This is a genomic window from Variovorax sp. GW822-FHT04E09, from assembly GCF_058800845.1.
Window position 1 is genome coordinate 163356 of the sequence record NZ_JBXAMR010000004.1, and the last position, 12297, is coordinate 175652.

The 12297-nt window shown below is 68.7% G+C and carries 12 protein-coding genes; 7 read left to right on the forward strand and 5 right to left on the reverse strand.

The window, feature by feature from the left end; genetic code table 11:
• The first annotated feature begins 8 nt into the window (after positions 1–8).
• The 5 genes from AC1RL8_RS17790 to AC1RL8_RS17810 all read left to right on the forward strand — a co-directional run bounded on the left by AC1RL8_RS17790 (position 9) and on the right by AC1RL8_RS17810 (position 5349).
• Positions 9–287 carry a hypothetical protein gene (locus AC1RL8_RS17790; RefSeq protein ID WP_492685990.1) on the forward strand — a complete coding sequence of 93 codons (279 nt, stop codon included), beginning with the start codon at positions 9–11 and terminating at the stop codon, positions 285–287.
• Between the two features lie 288 nt (positions 288–575).
• Complete coding sequence (locus AC1RL8_RS17795) at positions 576–791, forward strand: hypothetical protein (RefSeq protein ID WP_492685989.1); 216 nt, start codon at positions 576–578, stop codon at positions 789–791.
• Positions 792–1010: 219 nt separating this feature from the next.
• Positions 1011–1754, forward strand: coding sequence for a PA4824 family protein (locus AC1RL8_RS17800; RefSeq protein ID WP_492685988.1), 744 nt, complete (start codon positions 1011–1013; stop codon positions 1752–1754).
• Between the two features lie 24 nt (positions 1755–1778).
• A complete protein-coding gene (mgtA, locus tag AC1RL8_RS17805) occupies positions 1779–4544 on the forward strand; it encodes a magnesium-translocating P-type ATPase (RefSeq protein WP_492685987.1) in 2766 nt (921 codons plus the stop codon).
• Positions 4545–4632: 88 nt separating this feature from the next.
• A complete protein-coding gene (locus tag AC1RL8_RS17810; protein ID WP_062480849.1) occupies positions 4633–5349 on the forward strand; it encodes an MgtC/SapB family protein in 717 nt (238 codons plus the stop codon).
• On the opposite strand, the gene AC1RL8_RS17815 is transcribed toward AC1RL8_RS17810, so the two are convergent.
• The 4 genes from AC1RL8_RS17815 to xdhC form a co-directional block, all read right to left on the reverse strand.
• A complete protein-coding gene (locus AC1RL8_RS17815) occupies positions 5350–6792 on the reverse strand; it encodes an NAD-dependent succinate-semialdehyde dehydrogenase (protein ID WP_307584601.1) in 1443 nt (480 codons plus the stop codon).
• Between the two features lie 175 nt (positions 6793–6967).
• Positions 6968–8308 (reverse strand): glycerate kinase type-2 family protein, encoded by a 1341-nt coding sequence (locus AC1RL8_RS17820; RefSeq protein WP_492685986.1) that lies wholly within the window; start codon positions 8306–8308, stop codon positions 6968–6970.
• A gap of 69 nt (positions 8309–8377) precedes the next feature.
• Positions 8378–9589, reverse strand: coding sequence for a urate hydroxylase PuuD (locus AC1RL8_RS17825; protein WP_159274485.1), 1212 nt, complete (start codon positions 9587–9589; stop codon positions 8378–8380).
• 215 nt (positions 9590–9804) lie between these two features.
• The gene (xdhC, locus tag AC1RL8_RS17830; RefSeq protein ID WP_492685985.1) at positions 9805–10611 is read right to left on the reverse strand and encodes a xanthine dehydrogenase accessory protein XdhC; all 807 of its coding nucleotides are present in this window, start codon (positions 10609–10611) and stop codon (positions 9805–9807) included.
• Positions 10612–10664: 53 nt separating this feature from the next.
• Here xdhC and AC1RL8_RS17835 point away from each other — a divergent pair, with 53 nt between their 5' ends.
• Complete coding sequence (locus tag AC1RL8_RS17835; protein ID WP_354348134.1) at positions 10665–11168, forward strand: hypothetical protein; 504 nt, start codon at positions 10665–10667, stop codon at positions 11166–11168.
• A 2-nt stretch (positions 11169–11170) separates the two neighbouring features.
• On the opposite strand, the gene uraH is transcribed toward AC1RL8_RS17835, so the two are convergent.
• A complete protein-coding gene (gene uraH, locus AC1RL8_RS17840) occupies positions 11171–11521 on the reverse strand; it encodes a hydroxyisourate hydrolase (RefSeq protein WP_070061690.1) in 351 nt (116 codons plus the stop codon).
• Between the two features lie 94 nt (positions 11522–11615).
• Between uraH and AC1RL8_RS17845 the strand changes: the two genes are divergently transcribed.
• Positions 11616–12290, forward strand: coding sequence for a GntR family transcriptional regulator (locus tag AC1RL8_RS17845; RefSeq protein WP_056574067.1), 675 nt, complete (start codon positions 11616–11618; stop codon positions 12288–12290).
• Positions 12291–12297: the final 7 nt, after the last annotated feature.

Below are 12297 nucleotides of genomic sequence, written 5' to 3' on the forward strand. Positions count from 1 at the left end.
AGGTCACGATGCCCCGACCCAGTCTTCACAGCGCGAGCATCACGCTGAAACTTCCCTTCGACATGAGCGCCGCACAAGAGGTCGAGGCCCTGCGCGCCGCGGGCATTCCGGTGGACGACCTGGGCAATGCCATCTCGGGCTTCCTGTTCGTGCGCTTCAGCAACGGCTGGCGCAGCGACTCGAACATCTTCCGCTGGTTTCCGGCCCCTATCGAACGCAGCGCGAACGAGGTCCAGCTCCACGTCACGCAGCCCCGACGCAGCCTGTTGCTTCATGCCAAGGGTTGACGCTGCCAATGATGCGGTGCAACAATCCGGAAATCATCATTTCGGAGCCCCGTGCGTGGACAGTGCCAGTTGGATCAGTGACAAGACGCGTGCCTCGGCAGGCGTGACACCCCCGGCCCTCTAGCGCAGGCAGCTCCCGCGCTTGCGGCCGCCGTGTCCGCAGCGCGAACCCCTTGCCCCTCGGGCAAGCGGCTCCCCTACCGATTCCCGTTGTTCTTCGTCGCTGACTTTGTCAGTCAGCTTGCGTGCGTCCGTGCGCGAGGCCCTTCAGCGTGAAGGAGCCTTGTCATGCGCCAGTTTCAGATTCGTCCGTTGCATCCGCAGGTGCGACCGTCGCACGGTCGTCCGTCGGCGCATGCCGGTGCGCCGACGCGCGTGAGCCCGGCCCCGCACGTCGACGACGAGCAGGCCCTGGACCGCGCCGCCGCGCTGTGGACCACGCGCCGCATCCGCAGCTTCTTCCTGCTGCTCGAACAGCCCGGCCACGGCACCACGCGCCGCTGAAGCCCGCCCCTGCCACCCCCACAGAACAGGAGGCCCTCATGGACCCGGACCCTTGCTTGCGCCGCTGTGCGCCGCCTTCACTGCCCGATCGATCCCCCATTCACCTCGCAGCCTGCCGCGCTGCGGAGGAGCGCCGCCGGCTGACTGCTGAGTAATTAAGCAAGTCGTCACGGGCGTTTCCTTCCTTCGCGGCGCGCCGCACCCGAAGGAGAAACTCCCATGACCAGCGAACGCCTGCGGCGTGTCGTGCGGACGGCCACGGCCGCCCGTTCCAACGCTCGCCCCCTTGTCTTCCGCCGCCCCGCGCCCCGCCGCGCCTGGCTGGCCACGCTCTGCAGCCTTGCCGCCACGCAGACCCACGCCGCCGGCGGCCACCATTCGGTGGACGACGCTGCCATCCTCGATCCGGGCCAGTGCCAGATCGAGACCTGGGCTGGCCAGCGCCTCGTGCACCTCGGCCCGGCCTGCCGTGTCGGCCCCATCGAGCTGGGCCTGAACCTCGAACGCGAGCGTGGTGCCGACGGCCGCACCGTGCGCGCCGGCCCGCAGATCAAGTGGGCCTTCGCGCTCACCGACACGCTGAGCGCCGGCGTGCTCGCCTCGGCCACGTGGCAACGCAGCGACGCCGGCCACGCCTCGCTGCGCCTGGCCGACAGCAGCGTGGTGATCCCCGTCACCTGGCAGTTCGACGACGCCTGGCGCGCCCACCTGAACCTTGGCCGCGACTTCCATCGTGCGCAGCCGAGCACCAGCCACTCGGGCGCCGCGCTCGAATGGGCCGCCCTGCCCGCGCTGTCGCTCGTGGCCGAGCGCTTCCGCGAAGGCGGGCGCAACGCCTGGCGCGCCGGTCTGCGCTGGACGGCCACGCCGGCCCTGAACGTCGACCTCAGCCACGCACGCGACCTGCGCCACGACGGCCCGCGCGGCTGGACGCTGGGCCTCACCTGGGCGTTCGCTCGCTGAGCGCCCCCACACAGGAGAAGAACAATGAAGAACGTCCTGAAGTCCTTTTTCGAAAGCTTCCTGCGCAGCCGCCACATGCGGCATCACTTCGAGCGCTGGCAGACGCTGCTGAGCGCCAAGCCCAGCAGCCTCGGCTCGGCCGCGATGCCGGCCGAGATCGCCAAGGCGCTGGCCGCCGCCTCGCACACCGACGCGGGCGAAGTGCTGGTGCGCCTGAACAGCTCGTCGCAAGGCCTCACCGAAGCCCACGCGCTGGCGCTGCGCAAGCGGCTGGGCAGCAACGAGGTGCGCCACGAGCAGCCGCTGCCGTGGTGGAACCACCTGTGGCAGTGCTACCGCAACCCCTTCAACCTGCTGCTGACGGTGCTCGCGCTGGTTTCCTACATCACCGAGGACACGAAGGCCACGGTGGTGATCGGCAGCATGGTGCTGCTGTCGACCGTGCTGCGCTTCCTGCAGGAGTCGCGCTCCAACAAGGCCGCCGACCGGCTCAAGGCGATGGTCAGCAACACCTCGACGGTGCTGCGCCCCGCGCCCGGCGAGAAGGCCGGCCGCGCCGGCGACGACGGCTTCGACCTCGCGCACGCGGGCACGCAACGCATCGAAGTGCCGATGCGCGACCTCGTGCCCGGCGATGTGATCGCGCTGTCGGCCGGCGACATGATCCCGGCCGATGCACGCCTGCTCTCGGCGAAAGACCTGTTCATCAGCCAGTCAGCGCTCACCGGCGAATCGATGCCGGTGGAGAAGTTCGCAGCCACCGCCGCCGACCACCAGGCCGGCGTGCTCGAGCGCGACAACCTGCTGTTCATGGGCACCAACGTGATCAGCGGCACCGCCACCGCGGTGATCGTGCACACGGGCGAGCGCACCTTCTTCGGCGCGCTGGCCCAGCGCGTGAGCGCCACCGACCGCGGCACCACCGCCTTCCAGGCCGGCATCAACCGCGTGAGCTGGCTGCTGATCCGCTTCATGCTGGTGATGGCGCCGCTGGTGCTGGTGATCAACGGCGTGACCAAGGGCGACTGGTGGGAGGCGGCGCTGTTCGCGCTGTCGATCGCGGTCGGCCTCACGCCCGAGATGCTGCCGATGATCGTGACGGCCACGCTGGCCAAGGGCGCGGTCGTGATGTCGCGCCAGAAGGTGATCGTGAAGCGGCTCGAGGCCATTCACAACTTCGGCGCGATGGACGTGCTGTGCACCGACAAGACCGGCACGCTGACGCAGGACCGCATCGTGCTCGAACGCCACACCAACGCCTGGGGCGAAGACTCCGACCACGTGCTGCAGCAGGCCTACCTCAACAGCTTTCACCAGACGGGGCTGAAGAACCTGCTCGACAAGGCCGTGCTCAGCCACGCCGAGGTGCAGCTCGACACTCAGCTGCAGACCGGCTGGCGCAAGGTCGACGAAGTGCCCTTCGACTTCTCGCGCCGCCGCATGTCGGTGGTGGTGGCGCACGGCGAGGACGAGCACCTGCTGATCTGCAAGGGCGCGCTCGAAGAGATCCTGTCGGTGTGCACCTCGGTCGAACGCGGCGCCGAAGTGCTCGCGCTCGACGCCGACGTGATGGCGCGCATCCACCGCGTGGCCTCGGAGCTCAACGCCCAGGGCCTGCGCGTGGTGGCCGTGGCCAGCCGCACGCTGCACGCCGATGCACGCAAGCCGGCCTACAGCGTGGCCGACGAGGCGGGGCTCACGCTGCTGGGCTACGTGGCTTTTCTCGATCCGCCGAAGGAATCGACCGCGCCCGCGCTGCAGGCGCTGGCCGCGCACGGCGTGGCGGTGAAGGTGCTGACGGGCGACAACGAGCTGGTCACGCGCAAGGTCTGCGGCGACGTCGGCATCGACGCCGGACGCATGGTGCTGGGCCACGAGGTCGAGCGCATGAACGAGGCCGAGCTGCGGCAGGTGGTGGAAATGCGCCAGGTGTTCGCCAAGCTCACGCCCGCGCACAAGGAACGCATCGTGCAGGCGCTGCATGCCAACGGCCACGTGGTCGGCTTCATGGGCGACGGCATCAACGACGCGCCCGCGCTGCGCGCCGCCGACATCGGCATCTCGGTCGACGGCGCGGTGGACGTGGCCAAGGAATCGGCCGACATCATCCTGCTCGAGAAGAGCCTGATGGTGCTGGAGCAAGGCGTGGTCGAAGGCCGCCGCACCTTCGCCAACATGCTCAAGTACATCAAGATCACGGCCAGCTCGAACTTCGGCAACGTGTTCTCGGTGCTGGTGGCCAGTGCCTTCCTGCCCTTCCTGCCGATGCTGCCGCTGCACCTGCTGGTGCAAAACCTGCTGTACGACGTGTCGCAGATCGCGATCCCGTTCGACAACGTGGACGAAGAATTCCTGAAGACGCCGCAGCGCTGGAACCCGTCCGACCTGGGCCGCTTCATGGTGTTCTTCGGGCCGCTGAGCTCGGTGTTCGACATCCTGACCTACACCGTGATGTGGTTCGTGTTCGCGGCCAATTCGGTGGAACACCAGACGCTGTTCCAGTCGGGCTGGTTCATCGAGGGCCTGCTGTCGCAGACGCTGATCGTGCACCTGATCCGTACCCGCAAGATTCCGTTCCTGCAAAGCCGCGCGGCCTGGCCGCTGCTGGCGATGGGCGCGGCCATTGCTGCGGTCGGCATCTGGCTGCCGATGGGACCGCTGGCGCACTACTTCAAGCTGCAGGCGCTGCCGCTCGCGTACTTCCCGTGGCTGGTGCTGATGCTCGTCGGCTACGCCACGCTGACGCAGGCCGTGAAGGGCTGGTACGCGCGCAAGTACGGCTGGCAGTAAGACAAGAACCACCCGGCGGACGCAGGGTCGCGGCTGTCACACAAGGCCGCTACCCTGCTTCGCACACAGAGGATCAGGAGGATCACTCATGGAAGCCATTCGCCACATCAACCTGCCCTCGCTGCTGGACACCCTGGTCAGCGTGGGCGCGGCCTTTCTGCTCGGCTCGCTGATCGGCTTCGAGCGCCAGGTGCGCCAGCGCACCGCGGGGCTGCGCACCAACACGCTGGTGGCCGTGGGCGCCGCCGTGTTCGTCGACATGGCGGCCCGCCTGGGCGGCCCCGACGGCGCGGTGCGCGTGGTCGCCTACGTGGTCTCAGGCATCGGCTTTCTCGGCGCCGGCGCGATCATGAAGGAAGGCGCCAACATCACGGGCCTGAACACGGCCGCCACGCTGTGGGGATCGGCCGCGGTGGGCGCCTGCGCGGGCGCCGACCTGCTGGGCGAAGCATTGATCGCCGCGCTCTTCGTGCTGGCGAGCAACACGCTGCTGCGGCCGGTGGTGAACCGCATCAACCGCCGCCCGGTGCACGAGGAATCGAGCGAGGCCACCTACACGGTGCGCGTGATCTGCTCACGCGCGGCGCGGCCCGAGGTGATGGACCAGCTGCTGGTGCAGCTGGAGGCCGCGAACTACCCGGTGCGCGACATCGACCAGCACGCCTTCGGGCAGGCCGACACGGAGATTGCGGCAACGCTGTATGCCACCGCGGTCGAGCCCGAAGAGCTCGACCAGGTGATCGCGGAGCTGGAAACGCTGGAGGGTGTCCAGCAGGCGTTCTGGAACGCCTCCGCCGAAGACTAGTTAAACGCCGAGGATCGAAACAGCCTTGGTGTTGAGGTAAGCCTCGATCGCTTCCGGGCCACCTTCCGAACCGTAGCCCGAATCCTTCACGCCGCCGAACGGCATTTCCGGCGAGGGCGTGGCGGGCTGGTTGATCCACAGCATGCCCAGCTCGAGCTTCTGGCTCAGCAGGTGCGCGCTCTTGATCGACTTGGTGAAGGCGTAGCCGGCCAGGCCGAAGGGCAGGCGGTTGGCTTCGGTGATGGCTTCTTCGAGCGTGTCGAAGCCGCGGATGGCGGCGATGGGGCCGAAGGGTTCGTTGTTGAACACGTCGGCGTCCAGCGGCACGTCGGTGATGACGGTGGGTGCGAAGAAGTTGCCGGTGTCACCGACGCGTTCGCCGCCGGTCGCGATGGTGGCGCCCTTCTTGCGCGCGTCTTCCAGCACGTGGGCCATGGCCGTGAGGCGGCGGGCGTTGGCCAGCGGGCCGAGGTTGGTGCCTTCGACCAGGCCGTCGCCGAGCTTGAGGCCTTCGGCGTGCTTGACCAGCAGGCTGGCGAACTCATGGCGCAGGCTGTTGTGCACCAGGAAACGGGTCGGCGAGATGCAGACCTGGCCCGCGTTGCGGAACTTGGCGGCACCGGCGGCCTTGACGGCCAGCGCCACGTCGGCGTCTTCGGCCACGATCACCGGGGCGTGGCCGCCCAGTTCCATCGTGACGCGCTTCATGTGCGAACCGGCCAGTGCGGCCAGCTGCTTGCCGACCGGGGTCGAGCCGGTGAAGGTGACCTTGCGGATGATCGGGTGCGCGATGAGGTAGCTCGAGATCTCGCCCGGGTTGCCGAACACGAGGCCCACCACGCCGCCCGGAATGCCGGCGTCGACAAAGGCCTTGAGCAGCGCGGCCGGCGAGGCCGGGGTTTCCTCGGGCGCCTTCACCAGGAAGGAGCAGCCGGTGGCCAGCGCGGCACCGAGCTTGCGCACGATCTGGTTGACGGGGAAGTTCCACGGCGTGAAGGCCGCGACCGGGCCGACCGGCTCCTTGATGACCAGCTGCTGCGCGGCCAGGTTGCGCGAGGGCACGATGCGGCCGTACACGCGGCGGCCTTCGTCGGCGAACCACTCGATGATGTCGGCGGCGGCCATCATTTCGACCTTGGCCTCGCCCAGCGGCTTGCCTTGTTCCTGCGTCAGCAGCTTGGCGATGTCCAGGGCGCGTTCGCGGATCAGGCCGGCGGCGCGGCGCATCACGGCGGCGCGCTCGTTGGCGGGCGTGTCGCGCCAGGCTTCGAAGCCGCGCTGGGCGGCGGCCAGGGCACGGTCGAGGTCGACGATGCTGGCGTGCGCCACCTTGCCGATGGCCTTGCCGGTGGCGGGGTTCAGCACGTCGAGCGTCTTGCCGTCGGCGGCGTCGACCCATTGGCCGTCGATCAGCAGGCGGGTGTCGGTGTAGGTGGCGGTCATGGCGAACTCTTTCCTTCGAGGACTGGATGGTGAAAACGAAACGGGAAATCGGGCGCGCGGCGCGGCACCCCGTGGGGGTGCGCATGCGACAACGGCGGCCAAGCGCCGCCGGGGCCGTAGATTAACCTGAGTTCACAAAGCTTGCCGGCGGCCCCCGCCAGGGGCCGGGGCGCGCCTACAGCACGAGGATCGCGCGGAAGTCGTTGACGTTGGTGTTCGTCGGACCGGTCACGAACAGGTCGCCGATGGCATCGAAATAGCCGTAGGCGTCGTTGCGGTCGAGGTGGTCGGACAGCTTTTTGCCCTGCGCCGTGGCGCGCGCCAGGGTGTCGGGCGTGACGAAGGCGCCGGCGTTGTCTTCCACGCCGTCGATGCCGTCGGTGTCGGCCGCCAGCGCCCAGACCTGCGGCTGGCCCATGAGCGCGCCGGCCAGGCCCAGGCAGAACTCGCCGGCCCGCCCGCCGCGGCCCTTGGCCTGGCCGGGCTGGCGCGGACGGATGGTGACGGTGGTCTCGCCGCCCGACAGGATGACGCAGGGCCGGGCGAAGGGCTCGCCGCGCAGGGCCACGGCGCGGGCGAGCGCCGCGTGCACCTTGCCGACTTCGCGCGATTCGCCTTCGATTTCGTCGCTCAGCACGTGCACGCCGATGCCGGCGGCGCGCGCAGCGGCGGCAGCGGCTTCGAGCGACTGCTGCGGCGTGGCGATGAGGTGGGTGCTGTGGCCGGCGAACACGGCGTCGTCGGGCTTGGGGGTTTCGAGCGCGCCGCTTTCGAGCTGCGCGCGCACGGGCGCCGGCACCTCGATGCCGTAGCGGTCGAGGATGGCGAGCGCGTCGGCGCAGGTGGTGGCGTCGGGCACGGTGGGGCCGCTGGCGATCACGGCCGGGTCGTCGCCGGGCACGTCGCTGATGGTGAGCGTGACCACGCGCGCCGGCGCGCAGGCCGCCGCGAGCCGGCCGCCCTTGATGCGCGACAGGTGCTTGCGCACGCAGTTCATCTCGCCGATGTGGGCGCCGCTGTCGAGCAGCTGCTTGTTGATGCGCTGCTTGTCAGCCAGCGTGAGGCCCTCGGCCGGCAGCACCAGCAGCGACGAGCCGCCGCCGGAGATGAGGCACAGCACGAGGTCGTCGGCCGTGAGGCCCTGCGTGAGCGCCAGGATGCGCTCGGCCGCCTGCTGGCCGGCCGCGTCGGGCACGGGGTGCGCGGCCTCGACGAGCTCGATGCGCTGCGGCACGCCTGCGGGGCGCGGCGGAATGTGGTCATAGCGCGTGACGACCAGGCCCGACAGCGGGGCGTCGGCCGGCCACAGCGCCTCGAGCGCCTGCACCATCGAGCCGCCGGCCTTGCCGGCGCCCAGCACCACGGTGCGGCCCTTGGGCGGCTGGGGCAGGTGCGCGCCCAGCGTGGACAGCGGCAGCGCGCGGTCCACCGCCACGCGGTACAGGTGTTCGAGGAAAGCGCGCGGGGCTTCGCGCGGATCGGGAGCTGTTGCTGAGGGCGAGGTCGATGCGGTCATGGCTTGCGTGTTGTCTCCATTCGGCGATTGTGCGACGACCGGTGGCCCGCCCTCGCAGGCCACGGTCTTCTAGTTCGTCTTGGCGCCGGCCTGGAACCAGCGGCTGATCAACGCCCGCTCTTCGTCGGTGATGTTGGTCGCGTTGTTCATCGGCATGATCTTGGTCACCACGACCTGCTGGTAGATCGCCTGGGCATGCGCCGTCACCTGGTCGGGCGTGTCGACGCGCACGTTCTTCATCTGCACGGCCGCGCCGTGGCACATGAAGCAGCGCTGCTCCAGCACCTTCTGCACGTCCTGGTAGGCCACGGCGGGCGCGGCCTGGGCGGCGGTGGCCGCCACGGGTGCGGCCGGCTCGGGCTTCATCCACACGATGGTCAGGCCCAGCACCGCGATGCCGACCATGGCGTAGGGCAGCGGGTTGCCCGCGTTGCCCAGCTTGAAGCGGTGGCGCACCACGAAGAACTGCCGGATGGCCGCGCCGCCGAGCATGATCAGCAGCAGCACGATCCAGTTGTACTTGTGCGTGTAGGTGAAGCTGTAGTGGTTGCTCAGCATCGCGAACAGCACCGGCAGCGTGAAGTAGGTGTTGTGCACGCTGCGTTGCTTGCCGCGCTGGCCGTGCACCGGGTCGACCGGCCGGCCTTCGCGCAGCGCCTTCACGTTCTTGCGCTGGCCCGGGATGATCCAGAAGAACACGTTGCCGCTCATGGTGGTGGCCATCATGGCGCCCACCAGCAGGAAGGCCGCGCGGCCCGCGAACCACTGGCAGGCCAGCCAGGTCGCGAAGGCGATGAAGACCGCGATCAGCACGCCGACGATGGTGTCGCCGTGCTTGCGGCGCCCGAAGATCTGGCAGATGCCGTCGTAGACCATCCAGAACACGACGAAGAAGGCCAGCGCCACGGCAATGGCGGCGCCGGGCTGCCAGTCCATCTTGCTCTTGTCGATGAGGTATGTGCTCGCGTTCCACAGGTACGACATCGTGAAGAGCGCAAAGCCCGTGAGCCAGGTCGAATAGCTTTCCCAGTACGACCAGTGCAAGTGGTCGGGCAGTTTCTTGGGCGCCAGCGCGTACTTCTGGCTGTTGTAGAAGCCGCCGCCGTGCACGGCCCATTGCTCGCCGCCCACGCCCTTGTCGAGCGATTCCTGGTCCTGCGGCTTCTCGAGGCTGTTGTCCAGCATCACGAAGTAGAAGGAGGCGCCGATCCAGGCGATGGCGGTGATGACGTGGACCCAGCGCAGCAGCAGGTTGGCCCAGTCGAGGTAGTAGCTTTCCATGTGCTCTCTCTCAACCCTGTTGGCGCGTGGGGGCGCCAAGGAGGGGTTTCAGCCTGCTCACCACCGCGGGCGCTGTAAGCAGAGAAAGTGCCGCGAACGCAGGTCCGTTGAAAAGGACCTCGCTCCGCTGCGGCTTGTTGTGGACCGAAAGTGTATACAGTTTTGGCACGAGGCGGGATGCTATTTGCGGCGTCGCCGCCAAGGGAAAACCCTGTTCAGCCCAGCGATTGCAACAACTGTGCCGCCACGGCGACCGCGATCACCTCGGGTTCCTTGCCCGTGATACCGGGCACGCCGATCGGGCAGGTGACGCGCGCCAGCTCGTCGGCCGTGAAGCCGCGCGCCTCCAGCCGGTGGCGGAAGGTGGCCCACTTGGTCTTGCTGCCGATGAGGCCGATGTAGGGCAGGTCGTTGCGCGCGCGCAGGCGCTTCAGGCAGGCGATGACGATGTCCAGGTCTTCGGCATGGCTGAAGCTCATGATCAGCACGCGGCTGCCGGGCGCGAGCGCGGCGACCGCGTCCTGCACGGGCTCGGAGTGTTCGGTGTCGATCTGCGCGGGCAATGCGTCGGGGAACACGCCATCGCGGCTGTCGATCCAGCGCACCGAGAACGGCAGCACGGCCAGCAGGCGCGCCAGCGCGGCGCCCACGTGGCCGCCGCCGAACAAGGCCACGGGTTCGAGCTGCGCGACCAGTTCTTTCTGCAACGCGGGCGCGTCGGCCGCACCGATGCGCCGGTAGGTCAGGAACATCACGCCGCCGCAGCACTGGCCCAGGCTCGGGCCCAGCGGGTAGCGCTGCACGCCGTCGAGGCTGCGGGTGCCGGCCAGGATCTCGCGTGCTTCCTGCGTGGCCTGGAACTCGAGCTGGCCGCCGCCGATGGTGGCCGTGAGGCCGTCGGCCCAGACGGCCATCCAGGTGCCGGCCTCGCGCGGGGCCGAGCCCTGGGTCGATTCGACCCGAACCAGAACGGCGTCTTCAGTGCGAAGACGCGCCAGCAATTGATCGACCGCACCGTTCATGACCGAAACCTTCGGTTGCCGAGGCAGCAACAACTCACGGTATAACCCCGGCGATGATGACGAACCGCCAGCTTACGCCGCGCCGCCTCGCCTGGGCCGCCACTGTTCTTTCCGCCTTGTGGCTCGCCGGCTGCGGCTCGACGGGCTCGGTGCCCGGCCAGCTGAGCGGTGCCAGCAGCGCACAGGGCAGCGGCCCCGCGCCGCGTGCCTCCAGTGCGGCCACCGCGCGCGAGTACCGCCGCGACGCGGCACGCCACATCTACAACGCCAACCCCTCGCGCATCTACAAGGGCCAGATGCCGCCGCTGCTGTACGCGGTCGGCACGCTGCAGGTGAACCTGGACGCCGGCGGCAAGGTGGTCTCGATGCACTGGCTGCGCGCGCCCAAGCACGCGCCCGAGGTGATCGCCGAGATCGAGCGCGCCGTGCTGCAGGCCGCGCCCTTCCCGCCCGCCCAGCGCCTGGGCGCGGTCACCTGGACCGACACCTGGCTGTGGGACAAGAGCGGACGCTTCCAGCTCGACACCCTGACCGAAGGGCAGCAACAAGGCGACTGACCTCAGGAGCCGCGGTACGTGGAGTAGCTCCACGGGCTGACCAGAAGCGGCACGTGGTAGTGCTGGTCGGTGTGCGCCACGCCGAAGTCCAGCGCCACCTTGTTCAGGAAGTTCGGCTCCGGCAGCGTCACGCCGCGGGCCTTGAAATAACCCGCCACGTCGAACACCAGGCGGTAGGTGCCGACCTTGATCGAGTTGTTGTCGTAGAGCGGCCCGTCGCTGCGGCCGTCCGAATTCAGCGTGAAGCGCTTCACCAGCGTCGCGGCGTCGCCGTCGGTGGTGTACAGCGCCACCTCCATGCCGGCCGCGGGGCCGCCGTGCATCGTGTCCAGTACGTGAGTGCTCAAGCCCATGGGGCCTCCTTCAAAGGGTGTCGGATCGGTGAGATCGGGGTGCGGGAAATTCCGGTGGACAAAAGTGTATACAGTTACCGGCTTTGGGTCTATCATGAAAAACATGGAGTCCTCCACCACCCGTTCGATCGTCGATGCCCTCACGAAGGCCATCGTCGAGCACCGCCTTCAGCCCGGCACCAAGCTCGCCGAGCAGAAGCTGGCCGATCACTTCGGCGTGTCGCGCACCTTGGTGCGCCAGGCGCTGTTCCAGCTCTCGCAGAACAAGCTGATCCGGCTCGAGCCGGCGCGCGGCGCCTTCGTGGCCGCACCCGCCGTCGACGAGGCCAAGCAGGTGTTCGCCGTGCGCCGCATGCTCGAGGCCGAGATGACCCGCGCCTTCGTGCGCAGCGTCACGCCCGCCAAGATCAAGGCGCTCAAGGAGCACGTGGCGCTCGAGAAATCGGCCGTCGGCGGCGAAGACGTGTCGGGCCGCACCGAGCTCTTGGGCGACTTCCACGTGCGCATGGCCGAGCTCATGGGCAACCAGGTGCTGGCGCAAATATTGGGCGAGCTGATCTCGCGCTGCGCCCTCATCACGCTCATGTACCAGAGCACCAGCGCCGCCGAGCACTCCAACGACGAGCACGCCGACATCGTGAAAGCGCTGGCCGCGCGCGACGAGGAACTCGCCGTGCGCCTCATGACCGAGCACCTGGAACACGTCGAGGCCAACCTCACCTTCGACCGCAAGGTCCCGACCAACGACATCTCCCTCGCGCTGTCCTGATCCACAC